At 54.1% G+C, this 22,648-nt stretch carries 19 protein-coding genes; 10 read left to right on the top strand and 9 right to left on the bottom strand.

Going from position 1 to position 22,648, the window contains the following annotated elements; genetic code table 11:
• Positions 1-98: 98 nt before the first annotated feature.
• The 4 genes from T9A_RS03365 to T9A_RS03380 all read left to right on the top strand — a co-directional run bounded on the left by T9A_RS03365 (position 99) and on the right by T9A_RS03380 (position 4,682).
• The gene (locus T9A_RS03365; protein WP_035245058.1) at positions 99-914 is read left to right on the top strand and encodes a sulfurtransferase; all 816 of its coding nucleotides are present in this window, start codon (positions 99-101) and stop codon (positions 912-914) included.
• Positions 915-933: 19 nt separating this feature from the next.
• Positions 934-1,812, top strand: a complete 879-nt coding sequence (gene asd / locus T9A_RS03370) for an archaetidylserine decarboxylase (protein WP_035245060.1) — start codon at positions 934-936, stop codon at positions 1,810-1,812.
• A 210-nt stretch (positions 1,813-2,022) separates the two neighbouring features.
• Positions 2,023-3,168, top strand: coding sequence for an alpha/beta fold hydrolase (locus T9A_RS03375; RefSeq protein ID WP_035245062.1), 1,146 nt, complete (start codon positions 2,023-2,025; stop codon positions 3,166-3,168).
• Positions 3,169-3,599: 431 nt separating this feature from the next.
• Positions 3,600-4,682: a glycosyltransferase family 9 protein gene (locus T9A_RS03380; RefSeq protein ID WP_232221990.1), complete on the top strand. Its 1,083-nt coding sequence runs from the start codon at positions 3,600-3,602 to the stop codon at positions 4,680-4,682.
• A 196-nt stretch (positions 4,683-4,878) separates the two neighbouring features.
• Here the strand turns inward: T9A_RS03380 and T9A_RS03385 are convergent, their stop codons facing one another.
• The 7 genes from T9A_RS03385 to bioB all read right to left on the bottom strand — a co-directional run bounded on the left by T9A_RS03385 (position 4,879) and on the right by bioB (position 13,739).
• Positions 4,879-6,990, bottom strand: a complete 2,112-nt coding sequence (locus T9A_RS03385) for a metallophosphoesterase (protein WP_035245066.1) — start codon at positions 6,988-6,990, stop codon at positions 4,879-4,881.
• Complete coding sequence (locus T9A_RS03390) at positions 6,987-8,711, bottom strand: alkaline phosphatase D family protein (protein ID WP_035245068.1); 1,725 nt, start codon at positions 8,709-8,711, stop codon at positions 6,987-6,989. The genes T9A_RS03385 and T9A_RS03390 overlap by 4 nt, the downstream gene beginning before the upstream one ends.
• A 193-nt stretch (positions 8,712-8,904) precedes the next feature.
• Positions 8,905-9,549 carry a dethiobiotin synthase gene (gene bioD / locus T9A_RS03395; RefSeq protein ID WP_035245070.1) on the bottom strand — a complete coding sequence of 215 codons (645 nt, stop codon included), beginning with the start codon at positions 9,547-9,549 and terminating at the stop codon, positions 8,905-8,907.
• A gap of 107 nt (positions 9,550-9,656) precedes the next feature.
• Positions 9,657-10,496 carry a malonyl-ACP O-methyltransferase BioC gene (bioC, locus tag T9A_RS03400; RefSeq protein WP_052042462.1) on the bottom strand — a complete coding sequence of 280 codons (840 nt, stop codon included), beginning with the start codon at positions 10,494-10,496 and terminating at the stop codon, positions 9,657-9,659.
• Positions 10,462-11,274, bottom strand: coding sequence for a pimeloyl-ACP methyl ester esterase BioH (gene bioH / locus T9A_RS03405; RefSeq protein WP_035245074.1), 813 nt, complete (start codon positions 11,272-11,274; stop codon positions 10,462-10,464). The genes bioC and bioH overlap by 35 nt, the downstream gene beginning before the upstream one ends.
• Before the next feature lie 137 nt (positions 11,275-11,411).
• On the bottom strand, positions 11,412-12,572 hold the full coding sequence (bioF, locus tag T9A_RS03410; protein WP_035245076.1) for an 8-amino-7-oxononanoate synthase: 1,161 nt from the start codon (positions 12,570-12,572) through the stop codon (positions 11,412-11,414).
• 3 nt (positions 12,573-12,575) lie between these two features.
• On the bottom strand, positions 12,576-13,739 hold the full coding sequence (bioB, locus tag T9A_RS03415; RefSeq protein ID WP_035245077.1) for a biotin synthase BioB: 1,164 nt from the start codon (positions 13,737-13,739) through the stop codon (positions 12,576-12,578).
• 361 nt (positions 13,740-14,100) lie between these two features.
• On the opposite strand from bioB, the gene T9A_RS03420 reads away from it, so the two are divergent.
• The 3 genes from T9A_RS03420 to T9A_RS03430 are packed head-to-tail and all read left to right on the top strand — an operon-like array spanning position 14,101 to position 18,010.
• Entirely contained in the window at positions 14,101-15,156 is a 1,056-nt protein-coding gene (locus T9A_RS03420; RefSeq protein WP_035245079.1) for an anti-phage 6A-MBL system MBL-fold protein, read from the top strand.
• An 8-nt stretch (positions 15,157-15,164) separates the two neighbouring features.
• Entirely contained in the window at positions 15,165-17,402 is a 2,238-nt protein-coding gene (locus tag T9A_RS16760; RefSeq protein WP_084573382.1) for an anti-phage 6A-MBL system cap2_3 protein, read from the top strand.
• Entirely contained in the window at positions 17,402-18,010 is a 609-nt protein-coding gene (locus tag T9A_RS03430; protein ID WP_035245083.1) for a hypothetical protein, read from the top strand. Before T9A_RS16760 ends, T9A_RS03430 begins: the two co-directional genes overlap by 1 nt.
• A 227-nt stretch (positions 18,011-18,237) precedes the next feature.
• Here T9A_RS03430 and T9A_RS03435 read toward each other — a convergent pair whose 3' ends face one another.
• Positions 18,238-19,197: a DNA/RNA non-specific endonuclease gene (locus tag T9A_RS03435; protein WP_196220364.1), complete on the bottom strand. Its 960-nt coding sequence runs from the start codon at positions 19,195-19,197 to the stop codon at positions 18,238-18,240.
• A 26-nt stretch (positions 19,198-19,223) separates the two neighbouring features.
• Positions 19,224-20,348, bottom strand: a complete 1,125-nt coding sequence (locus tag T9A_RS03440) for a DUF6765 family protein (protein ID WP_230457697.1) — start codon at positions 20,346-20,348, stop codon at positions 19,224-19,226.
• A gap of 95 nt (positions 20,349-20,443) precedes the next feature.
• Between T9A_RS03440 and T9A_RS03445 the strand changes: the two genes are divergently transcribed.
• Genes T9A_RS03445 through T9A_RS03455 form a run of 3 tightly spaced genes read left to right on the top strand, consistent with a single transcriptional unit; the run spans position 20,444 to position 22,535 of the window.
• A complete protein-coding gene (locus tag T9A_RS03445; RefSeq protein ID WP_035245087.1) occupies positions 20,444-21,421 on the top strand; it encodes a hypothetical protein in 978 nt (325 codons plus the stop codon).
• 9 nt (positions 21,422-21,430) lie between these two features.
• Positions 21,431-21,724: a hypothetical protein gene (locus T9A_RS03450; protein WP_035245089.1), complete on the top strand. Its 294-nt coding sequence runs from the start codon at positions 21,431-21,433 to the stop codon at positions 21,722-21,724.
• Positions 21,725-21,755: 31 nt separating this feature from the next.
• Positions 21,756-22,535: a response regulator gene (locus T9A_RS03455; RefSeq protein ID WP_035245091.1), complete on the top strand. Its 780-nt coding sequence runs from the start codon at positions 21,756-21,758 to the stop codon at positions 22,533-22,535.
• Positions 22,536-22,648 lie beyond the last annotated feature (113 nt).

Genomic DNA, 22,648 nt, shown 5'->3' on the forward strand with positions numbered 1-22,648 from the left:
GCAATGGATAATTGATAGTTGATAATTGATAATGGGGCTCGCTAACGGGCAGAGTCTCTCGTTATCCATTTTCAATTATCCATTATCAATTGCCTTTTATGCTTCCTCTGCTGCTCGAACCTGCCGACCTCGCCAAGCACCTGGGCGATGACAAGCTGCTCATCATTGATCTGAGCAAGCCCACCATTTATGTCCAGGCCCATGTGCCCGGGGCGATTCATCTGGATTTCAGACGCCTGCAGACTGGCGCCCAGCCGGCACCGGGCATGCTGCCGGATGACGACACCCTCGGTGACCTGTTTTCCGGATTGGGGCTGACGCCGGATACCCATGTGATCGCCTATGACGACGAAGGCGGCGGCTGGGCCGGGCGACTGTTGTGGACCCTGGATGCCATTGGCCACAAGCATTACAGCTATCTGAACGGCGGCATTCATGCCTGGCTGGCAGAGGGGCACCCCACCAGTAGCGAATCCACTGAACCCACCCCCAGCGACTACGAAGTGGGCGAACATGATCCGCTGACCGAGGTGAACCTGGATTACCTGCTGGCCCATTATCAGGATCCCGGGGTGGCAATCTGGGATTCCCGCTCGGAAGAAGAATATTCCGGCGTGCGCGCTTTTGCCCAGAAGCCCGGCCATATTCCCGGCGCTGTCCACTACGAGTGGACCGACCCCATGGACAAGCAGAACAACCTGCGTTTGCGTCCCCTGGATGACATTCGTGCGGAGCTGGAGGCCCGCGGCATCACGCCCGACAAGGAAGTGATCTGCCATTGCCAGACCCACCATCGCTCCAGTTTTTCCTGGCTGGTGGGCAAGATCCTGGGCTACCCCATGCTCCGAGGCTACGCCGGTTCCTGGGCAGAATGGGGCAACCACCCCGACACCCCGGCGGAAAAATCCGAATAACCCACGTTAAGGACTTCTCTTGAATAACTGGCGCGACAAGCTCTTCGTTACCCTGCAATACCTGATTCCCCAGCATGCCTTGTCCCGGCTGGTGGGCATGCTGGCGCGTAGCGAAGTGCCGTGGATCAAGACCACTTTCATCAACATCTTCATGAAGCGCTTTGGCATCGACCTGTCGGAAGCCCAGATCGAAGACCCGGACCAGTTCGAGACTTTCAACGCCTTCTTTACCCGGGCACTGAAAGAGGACGCCCGGCCACTGGAGGCAGCGGACGCCGCCGACATAGCCTGCCCGGCGGACGGAGCGGTGAGCCAGCTGGGTGCCATTCGCGCCAACCAGGTGTTCCAGGCCAAGGGCCACGACTACTCCCTGTACGACTTGCTCGGCGGCGACAGCGCCCTGGCCAGCGAATTCACCAATGGCCAGTTCGCCACCATCTATCTGTCTCCCCGGGACTATCACCGCGTGCACATGCCGGTCACCGGCACCCTGCGCGAAACCCGCTACGTGCCCGGCGACCTGTTTTCCGTTAACGAAGCCACCGCCAACGGCGTGCCCAACCTGTTCGCCCGCAACGAGCGACTGGTGTGCATCTTTGACACCGAGCACGGCCCGGCGGCGGTGATTCTGGTGGGGGCCATGATTGTGGCCGGCATCGAAACCGTGTTCAGCGGTCAGGTGACGCCCCTGCCGAAACAGGTGGTTACCACCGACTACCAGCGCACCGCCCCCATTACCCTGGAGAAAGGCGACGAACTGGGCCGTTTCCTGCTTGGCTCCACCGTGGTGCTGTTGTTCCCGGAAGGCAAAGCGAATTTCGAAGCCGACCTGAAAGCCGGCAGCCTGGTGCGGGTGAAAGGCAAGCTGGGACAGTACAGCGAACACACCCCGGCCTGATTCCGAATAACGGGCCGATGCCATCGGCCCGTTGCCCCACCTGAAGCCGAAACATTTTCGCTTTTCTCGTCTACTCCATATCCTCCCATCATTCAATGACCCGGATTGACCGGGTGTCCCGCCTGACATCAGGCCCGGTCCGCAGAGCAACTGCAGATTGCCGCATCTTCCCTACAATGGCCGCCCAACGAATTGATCGCCGGTGTAACCATGATCACTGACACCCTGCAACAGGCTCTCCACAACACCACTCGCCCCTGGCTACAGCGCCTGGATAACGGCCGCGCCCGGCTGTTTCAGGCGGACGCCCTGAGCCAGGCCGAACAAACGCCCCACGAGACCCTGTTCGACGACGGCCTGGTGAAGCTGCGCTATTACCCGCCGCTGCAGGAGAACGCCATCCCCCTCACGGACGGCACGGTGATGCCCGTAAATCGGGACGCCCAACGTACACCGCTGGTACTGGTGGCGCCGTTGGCGGTGAACATGCTGATCTATGACCTGTTCCCCCAGCGCAGTCTGGTGCGCTATCTGCGCGCCCGCGGCTTCGAGCTGTACATGGTGGACTGGGGTCGTCCCGGCAAGTACCACAACCATCTGAGTCTGAGCAGCTATTTTTCCGACTACCTGCCCAAACTGCTGGTGCAGGTGCGTCAGCACAGCGGCAAGCAGCAGCTGAGCCTGCACGGCTGGAGCTTCGGCGGCCTGTTCAGTCTCTGCTATAGCGCGCTGGGCGAAGACCCGGACGTGAAGAACCTGGTACTGGTAGGCGCCCCCACGGATTATCACCGTAACGGCGCCCTGGGTGCCCAGTACCGCCGTTTCAGCCGCCGGGCCAAATGGATCCGTCGCACCACCGGCCTGCGCATCCATGATGTGCCGGCGGGACTGCTGCGCTCTCCCGGCTGGGTCAATAGTCTGGCCTTCAAACTCACCAACCCGGTGGGCAGCCTGCAAGGCTACTGGAATCTGGTGAAGAACCTGCACGACCGGGACTTCGTCTCCGCCCATGCCACCAACGGCGCCTTTCTGGACGACATGGTGGCCTACCCGGGCGGCGTAATTCAGGACATCATCCGTTACCTGTGGACCGACAATGTGGTGGCCCACGGTCAGCTCCCCATGGAGGGAACCGAAGGTCACCTGAATCAGGTCACGGCCAATGTGCTGAACATCACCGGCGCCAACGACCCTATCGTGACGCCGGAATGCAGCCAGGCCATGGAGCCGCTGATCCGCAGCAAGGACAAGACCTTCATCACCATTGAAGGCGGACACATGGGAATCCTTGGCAGCGCCGCGGCACAGAAACAGAGCTGGGCACGAATTGCCGACTGGCTGATTGAGCGGGATTGAAAGCAGCGGCTAGCTACCAGCTTCTAGACGGGCTCGTCCGTGCCAACCGAATTGTGCCGTCGCGAACAGCTAGGATGCAGGAGCGTCGCTGATGGCGCGATCCAAGCCCTGGCAAGGATTTGAGAATTCAATGTAGGAGCACCGCTTGAGGTGCGAACCGAGCGTAGCGAGGGGGCAGAGGCAAAGCTCTGTCCGCCGTTCTTTCTGGAAGCTGTCGAGTGCTGAAATGCCTGATTGCTCTATGGGCGATTTCCGCGCAAGCGCGGTTCGCGGCTCAAGCGCCGCTCCTACAGCGGCTTCGTCGAAATGACGAAGCACGAGTAACTTTCCAGACCTTCCCTATCCAACCAGCGTAGCTCGTAGCTCGTAGCTCGTAACTGCCTGTTGTCATGTAAACGACACCCCATCCCTCTAGGCTGTTATGCCATGTTATGGATAACTACCAGCCTGTCATGTCCCGCTTGTTGATTCTGTTTCCCTGCAGCCACATGGGCAATCTGCTGATTGCTCTGCCCCATCTGCGTGCCATGCTGACCGCACAACAGGACGCGTTGCTGGTGGTGAGTCAGCGCTATCAAACGCTGGTGGAACAAAGCCTGCCCGACGAAACGCGCCTGCTGTATTACCCGGAACAGTCACTCACCCGTCAGACGCCATTACTTCAGCGCGCGCGCAGTTACCTGCAACTGGTCATGACCATGCGTCGCTTCAAAGCGAAGGTGGTGGTGGATATCGAAGGTGAGCAAAAGTCCGCCACGCTGGCGCGGCTCAGTGGGGCCGGCGAGCGGATCGGCCCGCGCCGCCGCCATGGCCAGTGGCTCTACACCCGACAACGGCAAGCGGACTGGTCCGGCCATCGCTGGCAGGCCTATGCCAGCCTTAGCTGCCCCGCTGCGAAATCACCGGCACACTACCTGCCACTGAAAGACACGGTGGCAGGCCAGGACGAAGCGAACCGCATTCTGGAAGGCGCCCACAAATCTGACACTCTGATCGTCATCCATGCCGGCGCCACCAAGACCTACAAGATCTGGCATGCGGAGCAATTCGCGGCCCTCTGCCAACGCCTGCGTCGTGCCGGCCTGACGCCCTTGCTGATTGGCGCCGGCCAGAAAGATCGCCAACAGATTGCCCGCATCCAGAGCTTTCTCTGCGAGCCGGTTATCGACCTGTGCGATCAGCTCAGCCTGAACGGACTGATCGCCTTGCTGAAACGCAGCCGCGGTTTTGTCGGCAACGACAGCGGCCCCATGCATCTGGCCGCGGCCTGCGGGCTGCCCACCGTGGCCCTGTTCGGGCCCACCGATGACACCCTCTGGCGACCACTCTCACCCGATGCGCGGGTGCTGCGCTGGCAGCCTTGTCATAAGAGTTGCGAACGCTGCAGCTGCGCCCTGGACAGTTACCCCTGCCTGCAGCGGATTACCGTGGACCAGGTGGTCAATACCCTGGAAGAACTGGGAGTGATCCCTCTATCCCACTCGGGCCCGGTGAAGACGTTGCGCATTTCCTGAAGCGATACCGCTTACCCGTTGGAGCCTTGCTTGCAAGGCGAAGGTGTCAACAGAATCCGGAGATTTTCGGCCCTTCGCCTTGCAAGCAAGGCTCCAACGACCTCTTCCCTCTACCCTATTGCTCTCTCAAAAAAACCGCGAGGCGTTTCCACCTCACGGTTTATGGACAAGGAAGACTGTCTGTTTTTATTGGCAATCAGAAACCATCAAACAATCCAGCCAGCAACCCGGTGATCGGCGACAACAGATCCAGCAATGGAGCCAGCGGGCTGAGCAGTCGCTCATCCAGTTGTTCGGTCACTTCCCGAACCACGATCAGCAGCCCTGAAGACAGCGCATCACCGGGCAAGGTCGCATAATCCTCCGCGCCGGGAATTTGATTGAGCCAGAGCACATCGTTGACCAGGTTCTCCAGGGTCTGCTGTACGGTGCCCACCAGTTGCTCACCGGTGGCACTGGTATCCAGCAGCACCAATTGCTCCAGGGTATTAGCCAGGCCCAGGGAAACGGTGGACAGCACCGAAGTCAGCCCGGCAAACACCGGCACCTCACCAGGCACCTGCTCTTCGATGCCATCAAGGATATTGTTCAGGTTGCGGGACAATGCCACCAGCGGGCCGGCAATAAAGGCAATGTCTTCCACCGTGCCGCCTTCACCGGCGTCACCACCACCGCCACCAAAACCGGCGGCCAGGGCATCGAACGCACCGCCCAGCTGATCAAAGGGCGCCGGCAGACCGCTGGTATCGATGGCCTGCAATTGCTCCGACGCCGCCAGCACCGCCTGAACGGACTGGGTGATTCCACTACTGTCGCCTTGCAGAATCGCAGCGGTGGCCGCATCCATGGCATTGAACAGGATGTCGGTACCGGCAATCATCTGGTCGAACACCTGACGCTGGTCTTCAGGCAGGTTGGCACCGGCCTGGGTAAAACCGGACACCAGGGTTTCACGCAGCTCCTTGAGAGGCCCGGTAAAATCCGCATCAAAACCGTCCGGCAATGGCAGCGGCAAGGCGCCGTCACCCAGGGGCAGGCCGGAAAAATCATTGCCCGGCACCAGCCCCGCCATGGGCTGTTTGTCATAACAGTGAGTATAGGCCGGAGTCAGCTCGCCGTTGCTGATCACGCCCAGGCCTTCTGCCTCCGGGTCTACCACATAGGCATCCAGGCAGAGGGTGGCCGGCGCCAGGGTAACGGGGTCGGCTTCGGTGGCCTTCATCCAGAAGAACCCATAGACATCGCCTTGCTGGAAACGCGCAGCATTACGTTCCGGGTCATCAATGGAACGGGTCTTGCCGGCGGCGCCACTGACAACGAACTCGGTGCGACCGCACTCCGGCACCGCTTCGAGAACCTGCAGATCATGATCGTGACCGGCAAAGAAAAAGTCGGTCTGATCACAGACTGCTTCTTCCATAAACGCCTTCCAGCGCTCGCCGGCCAGCACCGGCAGAATCTCGCTGGGCACACCATCATAGTTTCCGGCGTTGCCGTGAGTACCATTGGATAAATAAGGATGGTGGGCCATGGCGATCTTGAACACTGCATTGGAGCCGGCCAGAGTGTTCACCGTCCAGTTACGCTGATCAATCCCATAGGTGTGGTAGGCATAGGCGATATCCGGATCACCGAAACCACCGGCAATGGGGTTGGAATCCAGTGCCACGAAATCCACCAGCGAGCGGGGATTGGTGTGGGTGGTGCCGGCACTATGCAGGAAATATCGGTCCGGCATATTCCAGCGGTTGGACAGTTTGCCGTCGAAATAGGTGTAATCGACCTGGAATTCACCACGCGAATTTCCCGCGCCGTCGCCGCCCACATAGGCGGTATTGTCGTGGTTGCCCAGGACCATATAGAACGGCAGCTGCACCGGATCGAAAGGCTTCTCAAATTTTTCTGCGAATTGGGGATCATCCACACTGGTGACCCCGGACTCGTAGATGTTGTCGCCCAACCCGACAACCAGATCACAGCCCGGGAACGCCATGTCGTCCACGAACTCATCTTTACGCTGGCAGACTTCGGCGATGGCTTCACCCACCGCATACTGACCGGCGGAGCCACTGCCGGAATCGCCGATCACAATAAAACGCAGCGCCGCTGGCGGGTTGCTGGCCACCGGCCCTTCCCCGCCTTCATCTCCGCCATCCTCGCCCCCCGGTTCCGATGGAGTATTGGGGGTCTCATCATTACCACCGCTATTGGCATCGTTAGCCGGACCGGAACCGGAAGATCCTCCGCCGCCACAGGCTGTCAGCGTCAATGCCGCCACCAGGGGCAGCAGTTTCCAGGGAAAAGTCATGACATCACCTCATCGGAATTCGGTACAGGAGGATGGAACACCGCAGTGCGCAGGGTGCGCGGGCGAGACGGGGGCAGGTCTTCGACAATGCGACTGTCGCCGCTTTTCACCGCCACCACCTTGGTCTTGCTGGTATCAATCTGGCCACGCAGATCGAAGGATTCGATGCTCTGCGCGTAGTAGAACTCGCCCTGGGTACGCTGGCGATCCACGTCCACCAGAATGAAACCGCGGGATTTGGCTTCTACATAACGGATATGCGGGTTAACCACTGGAATCAGCACACCGGCAACCTCTGCGGCGCCCTCCGGGAAGCCCGGACTGGTCACCGCCGGGGTGACCAGCTCCGCTGCCAGCGGCTTGTCGAACAGGTCACCGAGTAATGAGCCCGGATTGCGATAGATTTCACTGGCCCAGGAGGTATGAATATCTCCGGTGAGAATCACCACATTGTCGATATTGTTGTCGTCGATATGGTTGAGAATTTTCAGCCGGTCCGCCGCATAGCCATCCCATTGATCCATATTGATGGCCGACAGATTGCCGCGCAGTTGCGCCTGGTCTTCACTGAGACTGGGCAGCTCGGCGATATTGAGCTGGGCAAACATGACCTGCTGGCCGATGAAACGCCACTGGCTGGTGGAGGCACTGAGACTGTCGAGCAGAAAGTCCATTTGCTCGGCACTGATCAGGTGGCGGTCTTCATCGTTGCGCGCCGGGTCAGCGGGAATCGTCAGTTGCTCGTCACGGCCTTCCAGGCGAGTGTCCAGCATGGTCAAATCCAGCAGATCCCCGAACTGGAAACGGCGATAGATAACGCTGTGATTGCCCGGCTCGCGGGGGCGAATGGGCAGCCATTCGAAGTAGGCCTGCTGGGCAATCTGTTTGCGGGTTTCCCAGTCGCCTTCGGTGAGCGGCTGGTGATTCTCGGCACCGTCGCGGTAGCTGTCGTTGCTGGATTCGTGATCATCCCAGACAGCGATCATGGGGAATTGCTGATGGATCGCCTGCAGATCCTGATCGGTCTTGTACTGGGCATGGCGTTGGCGGTAATCGCTCAACGACACCATTTCATGGGCAGGCAGCGGGTCGCGGTCGGGAAAATCCCCATACTCTCCCGCGCCATATTCGTAGATGTAATCCCCAAGGTGGAGGACAAAATCCAGGTCCGGGTGATTGGCCACGGCCCGGTACACCGAGAAAAACCCGTTGGGGTAATTGGAGCAGGACACCACCGCGAAGCGGGCTCGATCAATAAATCGGTCGGATGCCGGAAAGGTCCGGGTACGCCCCACCGCAGAGGTCCTGTTCGCCACCGCAAACTGATAGTAGTACCAGCGGTCTGCCTGCAAGCCCGAGGCATCCACCTTTACGCAGTAGTCCGCTGCCGCCGTGGCCGTTGCCGCATAGGTAGCAACAATCTGCTGCATGGCCGGATCACTGGCCACGGTAACCGCCACCGCCACATCCTCACCATTGCCAAGGTCAGGTGTTACCCGCGTCCACAGAATAACCCGGTCGGACAATGGGTCCCCGGATGCCACTCCATGCAGAAAAGACGCAGTAGGCAGTGCATCAGGCTCATCCGGAACCTCGGGCTGATTCGGTGTCGGTGTATTAACCGGTGTCGGTGACGAGCTGCTACCGCCCCCACAACCCGCCAGCGCGAGCGTACTGCCTGCACCCAGCGCCTGTACCAGGCGACGTCGTTTGCGATCCATGGAACTTCCCCCTGATTGAACGCCATCGCTTCACGCGATGACGACTCAAGATTAGGCAGGAAATTGCATCGGCACAGTGGGCCTTGGGTAGTTGCACTGTAGTACTATGTAGCCTCCTGTAACCGCCCAGTTAAAGGTGACAGAGGCATGAATAACGGCTAAAAAAGCCGTGAAATCGGCCGGGAAAAACGCGCTACACCAGGGCAAACGCACCGGGCAAATGCTGGCGCAGGGTAAGTAGATTCTCCTCCTGCACGTCCATCTCCCCGAAGCAGTTGGCCATGGTCCCCGCATAATGCAGCCCATCTTTTTCAATCGCTTCTGCGGTCAACAGTGCATGATTGATGCAACCCAGTTTCATGCCCACTACCTGAATCACCGGTAGCTCCAGGGCACTGGCCAGGCCGGAGAGCATTTCCCGGTCATTGAGAGGCACCCGCCAGCCGCCCGCGCCTTCGATCAGAATCAGATCTGCCTTGTGGGCACTCAAAGCACCGCGCACATAGCCCACCAGGCGTGACAGGGTAATGGCCTTCCCCTCCTTTTGAGCAGCAATATGAGGCGCAACCGGCGCTTTCAACGCCACCGGATTGACCAGCTCGTAGGGTAATGTCACCGAGCTGGCCGCCATCAACTGTAAGGCATCATCATTGCGCCAACCCTCTGGAGTTTCCTCACACCCGGCGGCTATCGGCTTGAGACCGTAGCAACTCAATCCCGCTTCGCGGGCGCGCTCCAGAAGACGACAGCTCACCCAGGTCTTGCCGACTTCGGTGTCGGTGCCGGTGACAAAGAAAATGCCCTTGAGGGCGGGGAGGGGGGGTTTTTGGTTTTCCATAGCTATCCTTGGGTTGAGCTTATCGCTTTGATCGCCCTTCGGTCGATTCCGTGCTTCGCACGGTTCGTCCCTCAAGAGGAACTCCTACAAGCGGCTTTGTAGAAACATCAGACCCCCCGCGAACCTCCAAGCTTTTCCGATTCCAGGAACAGCACATTCCAGGTCAACGGTAGCCCTTGGCTGGTACGCCTGGTTTCGTATTCGGCCACCATGGCCTGCCAGGCATTCTTGCCGGTGAGGCCGCTAGCGCCATTCACATGATCGGCACCGGTGGCCTTGAGGCGGCGGGCTATCTGCTTGACTGAATCGTAGTATTCCACCATCACCTGTTGCTGCCATTGCCCATCGGCAAACCCGGCCTGCAGGGCAGCGTCCTGCCAGTCCTTCAGCGACGGCAAGGGATTCACATGGGGGCGGTGATTTACCCCCTGCCAGCTCTGAGTCAATTCCTGCAGGGAGCCAGCCAGGGGCACCGCCAGCAACAACCGGCCGCCCTGCGCCAGCACCCGCCACACCTCCGCCATGACTCTGACCGGGTGGCACCACTGCAAGGCAAAACAGGAAAACACCAGTCCCTGGGACGACGCTTCCAGCGGCAGGGATTCCGCATCCGCGCACAGGGGCTGGTAATGGTCGTTAAGTCGGCCCCGTTCAGCAGCTTCGTTAAGCATCTCGGACGACAGATCCACCGCCTGCCATAACACCTCCGGCAGTGCCTGTTGCTGGGCACGGGCAAAGGGGGCGGTGGCACAGCCCAGATCGAGAGCCGCCGGCGTCACCAGTTGGCTGGGCAATCGCTGGACCAGCGAGCGCCCTACCGCCAGCTGCAGCTCAGCATGCGCATCGTAGCTGCGCGCGGCGCGGCTGAAATGCTGACTGACGGCAGTCTTGAGTGGCGACTCCATCGTCGGCTCAGTCAACCAGTCGATGGTCGCGATAGAAGTCATAGACGGCCCGGGTAAAGGTATCGGGGGCGGACAGGAAAGGCACATGGGCCACCTGTTCGATCAAGGCGGTGCGGCCGGTTTGAATCAGGGGCTCCACCGCCGCCATGGCAGCGGCCGGCACGATATGATCCTGTTCACCGAACACCATCAGTACCGGCATGGGCAGGGATTTCAGCGTGCCGCGCAGGTCTGCATCACGAAGAATATCGAGACCGCCACGCAGGGCCCGGCGCGCCGGCAAGCCGCAGAAATAAAGAATGTCTTTCAAGCGCGCAGTGTCTTCACGCATGGCCGCGCTGCCCTTGCAGTTTAGGGCCAGGAAGCGCACCAGGGTGCCCTCGTAATCCTCGTCGAACATCTCGGCAAACTTGGCCAGGATGTCCGCCTTCATGGCTGGCTGCCAATCTGCTGCCGCCGTGAAGCGAGGGGACGTGGCCACGGTGACGACAGACTCCACTCTCTGCGGCGCCTTCTCTGCCATGGCCAGTGCCACCAGCCCCCCCAGGGACCAGCCCAGCAAATGGGCCTGTTCCGGCATGATCGCCAACACCTGGTCGGCGAGAAAGTCCAGGGTGTAGTCATCATTGGGCAACGGGCTCTGCCCCATGCCCGGCAGATCCACCACGGTGACCCGGAACCGTTCCAGCAACGCCGGCACAATGTCGTCAAAGACAATGGCATGCAGACCCCAACCATGGATCAGCACCACATCCTGGGCATCCGCATCCGGGACGCCAGTGGCTTTGTAGGTGTTGTGGAAAGGGATCAACTTGGCCATTCAATTTCCTTTTTTTACCCACAGAGGGCACAGAGATCGCAGAGTGAAAACAAGACAGCCCAGCAGGGTGAGGGCGACCAGAAACACCCCCCTACGCTGTTATCGGTTTTTCTCAGTGATCTCTGTGTCCTCTGTGGTTAAACGTCTTTTCTTTGACACCGCGCCAGCGCCACCAGCAACGCATCCACGTCGTTTTCCTCATGGGCCGCCGACAGGGTGACCCGCAATCGTGCCTGGCCCTCCGGCACCGTGGGCGGCCGAATGGCGATGACCAGAAAACCCTGCTCGCGCAGCTGCTGACTGAGCGCCAGGGCCTGCTGATCGGCGCCGATCAGCAAAGGCTGTATCGGGGTGGTCGAGTCCATCAGGGAGAAACCCAGTTGCTCGGCGCCGAGACGAAAATGCTGGATCAACGCCGCCAGTTTTTCTCTTCGCCACTGTTCTTCGCGGGCCTTGGACAGGCTCACCAGGGTGGCCGCCGCCACCGCTGCCGGCATGGCGGTGGTATAGATATAAGTGCGCGCGAATTGTATCAGGGTCTCGATCAAGGCGTGGCTGCCAGCCACGAAGGCACCGGCGGTGCCCAGCCCCTTGCCGAGCGTGCCCATCAGTACCGGCACCCGCTTATTGACGCCCTGCGCAAAGACACTGCCACGCCCCTGTGCATCCAGTACGCCCAAGCCATGGGCATCGTCCACCATCAGCCAGGCATCATTGTCTTCGCAGGCAGTCGCATAGTCAGCCAACGGCGCCACGTCGCCGTCCATGCTGAACACCCCGTCAGTGACTACCAGCTTACGGCGCGCGTCACTGCGCTGCAGCTGGCCACGCAGGGCAGATGAATCGTTGTGGGAAAAACGACGAAAACGGGCACCACTGAGCAAGCCACCATCCAGCAGGGAGGCATGATTGAGGCGGTCGTGAAACACCGCATCGCCCTTGCCCAGCAAGGCGGTCATCACGCCCATATTGGCCATATAACCGTTGGAAAACAGCAACGCTCTTTCACGACCGACATGATCGGCCAGCGCCTCTTCCAGTTGCTGGTGAGGGCGTTGATGACCGCAAACCAGATGGGAGGCACCACTGCCGACGCCCCAGTCTGCCGCTGCCTCCTGAAAGGCGGTGATCACCGCCGGATCATTGGCCAGCCCCAGATAGTCGTTGCTGCAAAAATTCAGGTACTGACGCCCGTCCACCACCGCATAACGGCCACAGGGGCCGTCCTGAATCAAGGGGTGGCGGTAACGGTGCTGCTCATGGCGAGCCGCCAGGTCGGCGGCCAGATCGAAAGCCATGACTCAATGTTCGGTGGCAGCGGGACGGCCGGTGTCCTTGTCCAGCACATGCTTGGCGGGGCGTTTGCCGCCGTCATTCTGCGACATGGCGTTGTAGAACAGCCCGGCTTCTTCTGCCTGCTGTTCAGCCACCTGGGCCTTGATCACATCCTCATGGGCTTCGTCGGACGCTTCATGACGCAAATCCAGGGGATGAATGCCCAAACGCTTGAACAGTTGCTGGTCGTGGTTGGCTTCCGGGTTATCCGTGGTCAGCAGCCGCTCGCCGTAGAAGATGGAGTTGGCACCGGCCAGGAAACACAGGGCCTGGGCTTCATCGTTCATTTCCTGACGACCCGCAGACAGACGCACATAGGATTGCGGCATCAGGATGCGCGCCACCGCCACAGTGCGGACAAACTCGAACGGGTCCAGGTCATCCACATCCGCCAGCGGCGTGCCTTCGATCTTCACCAGCATGTTGATGGGCACGGATTCCGGATGGTGCGGCAGGTTAGCGAGCTGCTGCAGCAGACCGACCCGGTCATCGCGCTGTTCGCCCATTCCTACGATACCGCCACAACACACTTTCATGCCGGCATCGCGCACATTGGCGAGCGTGGAAAGCCGATCATTATAGGTGCGGGTGGTGATGACCTGACCGTAGTATTCCGGCGAGGTATCCAGGTTGTGGTTGTAGTAATCGAGGCCAGCGTCCGCCAACGCATCCGCCTGGCCCTGATCCAGCATGCCCAGGGTCATGCAGGTTTCCAGCCCCAGGGATTTTACCTGCCGCACCATGTCCAGCACATAGGGCATATCTTTCTCGCGAGGGCTACGCCAGGCAGCCCCCATGCAGAAACGGGAAGCGCCCTTGTCGCGGGCCGCTTGCGCCTCTTCCACCACCCGCGCCACTTCCAGCAGCTTTTCCTTTTCCAGCTCGGTGTTGTAGTGACCGGACTGGGAGCAGTATTTGCAATCCTCCGGACAAGCGCCGGTCTTGATGGACAACAAGGTGCTCACCTGGACGGCATTGGGATCGAAATGGCCCCGGTGCACGCTGGCTGCCTGAAACAGCAAATCGTTGAACGGCAGGGCAAACAGGGCGTCGATCTCACTGCGTTTCCAGTCATGGCGTACAGCAACGTCAGAGGCTGGCGATTGGGCGGGGCTGGCGGTTGCGGGCATGCTTCTTCTCCATTCGGGAATCCAAGCAGGCTAGGGAGCAATATGACACCTGTCAACCTGATAGAGGCAACAAAAGTTTACTGCAGTCTATTTTTTGATCAATCCTGCCGTTGCCTGTTCTGCGGATGTGCGGTTCGGCATAAGTTGGCGAAAAACGCCACTTTATGGCGGAAACAGCAACTTATGATGGAAACGCATTCAGCTAAGAGGGCTATAAAGCGGGAGCTGGGATTGGGGCCCCTCAACAGGAATAGATGGCTACAAACACAAGAATATGAAATATTTTTCTTTGTCTACTTGAAATTCTTTCCTCAGCCCCCCAAAGCCTCCCATATACAAATGGATTCTATTGGAAGGGAAGATGCACTCAATTACGTTCTATCCAGTAAATAACGCGGATACCGTTTTGCTTAAAGCAGGGTATTCAGTACTCACCGACATTCATTATCGCGGATCCGCGCAGGATGAGAACGATGATGAAGCACATAACATCGGCCAAGACATTAGAGATGCCCTTGAAGATGGCCAGCTTGATGTATTTATTAACACTCACCCAGACAAGGACCACGTGTCAGGGTTCAAGGACTTATTTCACACAGGCTGCCCGACCAGTTGGTCTAAGGAATCAGACCTCATTCTTGTGAAAGAAATTTGGATCACGTCATACACAGACAAACTCACAGACACCACCGCTCAGTCCAAGCCGTTAATTGATGAAATAAAGCGCAGAAAAAAGGTAAAAGCTGAAGACAGGAGAAAGGATGGAAATCGCCTGATAATTGTCCGAAAGGGGGATAAGCTCAAACTTTCAAGCAATCTTGCGGGCAGAGTTTTAGCACCGACAGACGAAGAGTGTAATGATGCCGAGAAAGATGAGCGCAAGCGGAATAACTCTTCCATTGTCATACGCTGGGAATACTCTTCAAACGAACGGCAGTTCCACATCATGTTGGCCGGAGATGCAGAGTACCAGGTTTGGGAGCGATTAAATGACGAATACAGCAAAGAAGAATTATCTTGGAATCTTTTGCTAGCCCCCCATCATTGCAGCAGAACGCCTTATAGCTATAAAAACGAAAACAAACAGTACGTGAATTCTGACAAAGCCTGGGAGGCTCTATCCAACTGTTCAGGAAACGGTTTTGTTGTTGCTTCATGTAAGCAAATCAAAAAAAACGATGACAACCCTCCCCATTATCATGCAAAGGAGCGTTATATCGGGCTTTTGGAAAAGCAAAAAACTGGCGGCGAAAAGCGATTCTTTAACCCGGAAACTCACAGCCCCCAGAACACACCGAAGCCTGTAACCTTCGAACTCAGCGACAAAGGAATCAAGATAAAACAACGTAACACCGAGTATTCCAGCGAGAGCCTATCAGTTGGCGCAGCCTCTAAGCCGACTCAGTACGGAGGCTAATCTTTCCGATGAAAAGGTTCAACGCAGACCAAGTAAGCCTTAGTGAAGCACCACAACAAGTAAGGGTTGATTATTCACTTATTCAGGCACACGCCAACACCCAAAACATCAGCACACATCAGTCCGGAAGCTCGTTCTTTATCGCATTTGAAATACTCATTGATGAATCTTGCGCCCCTCTAGACCCGAGAATCGTATGCCCAGAAGAAATTGCATTTGAATACAGCAAATTCTCCCGACCGAACCATTGCCCTAGCATTTGGGCGACTAGGGATGAGTTTCCTAAAGACCTCCCTCACTTAAATCCTGCCCCTGAAAACAGCTACGCATCGATATGTTTATGGAGAGATGGGGGCAACAACTCATTATACGAACATCAAGGAGCCAGAGGACTCATTGATACTTTGGTCGAATGGCTGAATGATGCGCAAGATGGCGAATTACAACATGATGGATGGGAGCCAACACCACGCGGATCAAATATAGATTGCTACTGCCGCATCGGGGAATTGCAAAACCTTGTCTTTTCATCCATGAAACAAGAGACTCAGGTTTTATATTCGAAATCAAATATCACATTATTCCAATATGAAAACACCCAACTTCAAGGCTGCATATTTCCAGGCCACGATCTCACCGCCAAGAAAAAACAAAAATACAAAAAAACGCTGTCCAACAATACAATCTCCGCCCAAACAGCAACAGTTCTTCTCTGCGCACCCTCAGACTCTGAACCAAATACACACAACCCGATAGACATAAAATCTGGGGAGGACTTTGAGCAATACCTGAAATACTGCGGCATCGAATACTCTACTCACAAGCTAAAACAATACGCTCAAACTCTACTCCCCAAGAAAAATAACAAGTACAGCTCAATCTATTTAAATGTGCTAATAGCCCATAAAAGGCCAATTCGATTAATTGAAGATATCCCAGATTTAGCTGAAGGCCCAGCTGGAGCGATTGAAGTCATAGCTCTTCTTATAGAGCTTGAAGTTAAGAATCAATCCTCCATCAAAATACATCCCTGCACAGTAACAGGAATAGGATCAAGATCCCTTTTAAACAAAATATCCGGCACAACAGGCGCTAGCAATAGCCATGTCGTCATAGCTGGCTGTGGTGCAATTGGGTCATCACTATCCGACATGCTCTGCAAACAGGGAGAAAAATACATAACACTGATAGACAACGACATTTTCTCACCTCACAACACAGCACGACATGCGTTAGGAAAGTTAAATATTTCACAATCAAAAGCGCATGCACTTAAAAGCCATCTCGAAGACAACTATTACTGTAATAGCATTACAGCCATTCACCAAGAAATCGATCGAGAAAAATTATTATCTCCAGAAGTTCAAAGAGCGAATCTACTCATCGACTGCACAGCATCTCCAAAAGTTTCCGATGAAATTGATATTGGAATAAACTCACTTCCAGTTTGCAAATGCTACATCACACATGCAGGGAAGATTGGAATATTCTTATACAGAAACAAATATCAGTCACTTTTTGATCTAACCCTGACAAGTTACTTTTCAGCTCTTCACAATGAAAAAGTGTCGGAGTGGCTTTCAAGCAGAGACCAGCCTAATTCTAGGGCAACCTCTCTAGGAGTTGGCTGCGGTAGCAACACATTAGAAATGCCTTATTCCACGATACAGTCACACAACTCATTTTTCCAAACCCTGATTAACCGAAAGCTTGAAGGCGATAAAGAAAGTGGGGTTTTTATTAACACTTTAGACGACGACTATTTGCCTGCAGGGCACTATGAAATTCCAGTCCCAGGCTTTACAGAGCAGAACACAAACGGCTGGACCATCACCATCTCAACTGAAGCTCACAAAAAAATAGAGCGCTGGACAGAGCACGACACCCCAAACGAGGCCGCCGGGTATTTAATGGGCTCCTTTAGCACAACCCTTAATCGTCTCACGGTAATCGATGCTACATATTGCGCCCAAAAAAAACCAAGCCGCACCAGCGCCACCCTGCCTGCGGCACATGATCACGAAGAAACAATGAACACAGTCAAACTAACAGGCAACCAAGTGTTTCCAGTCGGAACATGGCACTCTCACCCGGAAACATCTCCCGAGGCCTCTCCTAAAGACAAAGCCACATTATCGAACATTAGCCGCTTTATTTCTGAAAGGCCTCAGCCGTACATAATGCTAATTAATGGAAGAAATCATCAGAAGACATTATCCATGATCACTCCCGAGGAGTGGAATTAATGAAAATCCCACTAAAGTCCATCAGCTTTCCAACATCTTGCGTAACACTACTTGCAATAGTTTTCCTTCCTTCCTTTAACATTAACGGTATAGATGAGATAACGTCGTTCTCAAATGAAATTGAAAGCGCTTCAAAGTTAACGGTCTTGCTCATTGCAACAGTGATAATCACGACATTGTTACCATCCAACATCCGAGACTCAATTATTTTTACTCGATTTAAAAAAGCACTTCCGTCATGGAGAATAAAGAAGCTTCTATATAGCGACCATAGATTTGGCAGACACTTCGTCACTCAGAATATTCCTGAGATAGCCAATGCTGAAACCCCTGACGAAGAGCATTATACTTGGTTGAAAATGTACAAAGCGCACAAGGATAGCGCAGAGGTCACAACCCCGCACTTTTGGTACCTATCGCTAAGAGATACATTTAGCAGCTTGGTAATCCTGACCATATATAGCCTAATATCGGCTTACTACGACGCTATCCCCTCGCTCCCCGGAGGGTGGAAATATTATTTATTCACATCAGCAATAGTAATGTTTTCCGCTAGGCAGAATGGAAACAAATTGGCTACAAACGTCGTATCAGCTTCATTGAACTGAGAAATATGACATCGCGCACAATCATAATCTGTCCTGGCTGGAACGATCAGCCAGGCCATCACATAATCCAGCAACCCACAATCCAATCAACGAAGAATCTTCTGTAAGCCATTATTTTATTGAGAGAAAATCGTCAGCCGGATTGCCCCATATGAGTCGCGCTCACGCCTCAATACAGAAGCAAGCATTCATCTAATGAATGCGTCAGCAGTTTAGTGAAGCCGATCCTAGTACTTCGAATAACCTTCTTTACATAGCCCCGCCAATGACGAAGGCAAATTTATTGGCAGCAACCATTCCTCACCATCCTCCCTAATTTTTATCCCTTTACCAAAATCAAAACCTGATCTAGAAACAACTGCTTCAATATCCACAGATGCATTACCTAAGTACTCTCTCATGTCTTCAGTTCTGACCACCCTATCCTCATTAGGCATAAGGAACGCGACGCCCAACAGTCCCGTTTCATCTTTACGCATCACAATTTTGTATTGGTGGCTCGGTATTGCTACACGCACCCCTCTTTCTCCGCTCATTCTCCAGGCAATTTGATCGGGATCTCTTTCACCCTCCCCGTAGCGATCATAAATTGCACCGCTTATCACCCATATCTCCCCGTATCTTTCCGCCCAATTACGCACTACAGCCTCAAGCACCTGCCACTGACCACGATTGAAGTGGCAATGCTGCGCTGTCATATTGCTCATCAAATAGGTGCTAGCCATTGCTTCTCGGCTTCGCTTCATATCGGCCGAAGGAACCATGTGCCCCTGATCAAATATCGGCTCTTTATAATCAGCACAGTCAGATTTTTCCCAATACTTTAATCTAGGGTCCGACCTAAAAGACTCCTCACGGGGAACCCCATCACGAAGATCGCTCCCCTTTAGGTGATATGCCACCCACAAAGGTGAACGGAGATCACTGTCGTACCAAATTATGTAGTTTGGCTGAACCAATAGCTGCTCGTTATCGGATTCAAAATTAAGAGTCGACAATTCAAAAGGAAGGGATTCTCGGACAATCTCTCTTGCCCCTTTTCTGTTTTCTGTAAGCAACCGTTTATCAGCCTTCTTAATAAATCTAGAACTTATTTCTTCATCCCACTCACAATAAGGCTCCTTCTTTGTCGCACTCACAGATGAGAAAGCCAGCAACAGAATCAGACACAACGCTTTACGCAACATCCCTAACATCTTAAATAGATTCTTATTTAAGCAGCACAAATCCCGTATCGTGGCAAGACATCTTTCACGATAGAGAACCTGACCGCCTGCAGCGCGTCATGAAAGCATTTCCAGTTTGAGATCAGGAACTCTGGCCGATACTCAAATACCTCGTCCTTTTCATCTTTTTCTTTTTCTTGGCCTATCGCCACATGCTTCCAAGACCCAACCCCTTTAGGTATATATCCTAAATCTGCAGGACCAAATGAAAATCGACCCTCCGCAATAGCCTCTAACCATTGCTCGTGACGGGCATCACCGCCTCCCCTGCAAGAAAGAATCAAGCGTCTTACCTCCGCTGAATCCGTATCGCTAAGCCCCGACACATTCACCAAGTCTAAGTCCCGGTCATTATTCTTGAATGCCCGTAGAGCTCTACACATATAGTCAATTGCTTCCAGGAATATTGCTGGATTGTCTCGATCTATAATCTCACCTAGACCGTTCTTATAACGCCACTTCAAGTAGGGCTTGTCTGGGTGGCTCAATGCCGCTCCATGCCCCAAAGGAAAGGCTTCAGACAAGAAGAAGTTTGCCAATTTGCCAAATAAGCTCTGATCTTCCTCAGGCTCATTACTCTCCAACTCCTCGACCTCATTGATCGCGTGATTCACACCCGCAAAGCCCTGATGGGCCCAAGTGTCAGCAAATACATGCATGCAAATCCCGATACGATGCAGAAAGTAAGGCTTCCCTGCTGATTCGTAGCAAGCCTTCAGCATATCCCGGGCCACAAACGAATTGGGGTAACAAACAAGCTTTCGAACAAAGGAGTCTCCTTCGTGATCAGACTCGGCGGGCTTACCAGCATTACCAGGAAGAAAATGAAACGGGACCCAAACCTTATGGTTAGCAAGCTCTTCAAGATTCCGATAATCCAGCATTTTGTGCGCGGAAGCCGCTCTTGAGTACATCGCCCCCACATCAAACTCGATACACCCGTCATTAGTGGCATCGTCTACATACTGGGCGCAATAAGCGATAATTTCTGAATCTTGGTGCGTATACCCTGCACAGCGTGCAGCGACATAGGTCATTGCGTGGTGGCCGTCGATTTGCATCCTGGAATCCTTCCCGCTTGATTTAGCTTCGATCAAGCAGAATATATCCATCTCTTGCTCATAAGCAAATGACTGCATTGCAATGTTTTTTTCAATCTTGGATACTCTGGATCCATTAAGGAGCGACAGAGCAAGGGAACCGGTCTATGAAATGGCTTATTTTGTTCGCGATGGTGGCAATCACCGGCTGCGGACTGACGGTCCAGCAGAAAGCTGACTCAACGGCAATAGCCAATGCAACCACAGAATCAGGAGAGTTTTCTTCTGAAAGCCTAACTCAATTACGTAGAGAGATCATTGATCTTCAAGTCGCTTACTACAAGATCAATCCGAACGCGAAGTGCCTGGACACTGATGTGGGCACATGTGCAATCCCTCTTGACCAGGGAGTAACCACTGAAGATCTAGCACCCAGAGTCGCTATTAGTGACGCACTGGCAGCTTATGGCAACGCCATTGACTCCCTTATCAATGCAGACCACAAGGAAGACATCGCCGAAGCAGCAAATGATTTGAAGGACTCACTTTCTTCTGCCTCAGAAAAATCCGATGAGCTTAGCCTGTCTGAAGATCAATTAGACGCGATATCCGCACTTATAGATGTTGCGGGACGCTGGAACCTCGAAAGGCAGAGAAAGAAGGCACTGATCGAGATATCGGAAAGTTACGCCACCGTTATTGATCAAGTGACTCCAATGCTGATTCAAGACCTCTCAATAAAGTGGAATTCACCCTGTAGACCAGCTTTTAGAGACGGACGTGCAGATAATGCCCCAACAACTGGTGCAGATAAGGAAGACGGCATCCTGGATGTCTATTGTTCAACTGCATATAACCTTAAACGAAATGCTAAGGTTCTGATTGACGGCCGAAACAGCACCGATTTACCACACGCTATCCGCGTTGATGCCGTTGATGCTTACGTCATGGCCCATAATGCTCAAGTCAACGGCTTCATCATATCCAATACAGGAGTCAAACTCTTAAGCAAGCTGAAAGATTCAGCTGAAGACTTAGGTCGAGTAGCCAAAGACAAAAACTACAAATCAAAAGACATCAAAGAGCTAGGCAAGGATCTGAAGTCGCTTTCCTCCTCGCTAAAAGTGCTCATTACCAAGGAATAAGGTGGATCCATGCCCCAACTAACAGATCAGCTCCAATCGTTTATTTATGACCTAGACAAGCTTATTGACCGGGGCAGCTATGATAGTGAGCTGCTAGCCTTGAGGAGACGTATTTTTGAATTACTTTCGAAAAAGCAAGCAATCGAGATTAAAAAGGCCACAACAAGGTACCATGAGGCTATAGAGTGTCTCTCAGAAGCCAAAGAATCCGTCACCAGATGCCTTGGAAGCCTAAGCAGTACGGCAGAGATGATCGACAAGGTCACCAAAGTTGTTAACGCCGTACAAAAACTCTTCGATTGATGCATAAGCCACAATACATAGGGGCGGGGATATGGGCGTCAAGGATTTCGCTGAATCAGCACAAGGCTTCACCAAAAGTCCCCTTGGTATAATTGCGCTATTCATTGTATTGGTCTATGGTTTTGCCTCAATAGTTGTCGGCTTCGGAAACTCCCTAGGCGATAACTCCCGCCCCCTTATCTGGTTCCTTTTCATATTTCCGTTCGTTGTTTTTTTTGGCTTTCTTTGGCTGGTAGCCAAGCATCACTCGAAGCTATATGGGCCATCCGACTTTGCTAATGAAGAGAATTTTTTAAAAGCCAACCTAGCTTCAGCTGTATCCTTAGCAGCAGCGACTGCGAAATATGCTACAAATGACGAATCCGGCACCATAAATGCCGAATCTGACCTTGAATCAATAGTTAACAAATTGATCAGCAAGCCACCTAAGACATTACATAAGAGCAAAAAGAAGAAGATCTTATGGGTGGATGACAAACCTGATAATAATATCTATGAGCGAAATGCTTTTGAAGCACAGGGAATAGAGATCACTTTAGCAACATCGACAGAAGAAGCACTTGATCTAGTAAATAAGTACCGTAATCAATACGGGGTTATCATCTCAGATATGAATCGCAAGGAAGGAAGCTCTGAGGGCTATGTACTTCTTGATAAGTTAAGAGAATCCAAGAACAACACCCCATTTGTGATCTACGCAGGTGCGAATTCTCAGCGATACAAGCAGCAAGCCAAAGATCGGGGAGCCCTTGAAGCAACAAACAACGCAAGCGAACTCTTTAGCGCAGTAATGTCTGCCTTGAACGCATAGTAGCCCTAGACCGAAATCTGTAATTACCCATTTTGTTTCAATGATTGGTCATGGTTACTGCTGTCTATATTCGCAACCGCAGCAGCCAGACAGCATGAGCAAGGGCAGGCTCT

Origin of the sequence: Alcanivorax jadensis T9, from assembly GCF_000756655.1 — a bacterium.
Lineage (GTDB): Bacteria > Pseudomonadota > Gammaproteobacteria > Pseudomonadales > Alcanivoracaceae > Alcanivorax > Alcanivorax jadensis.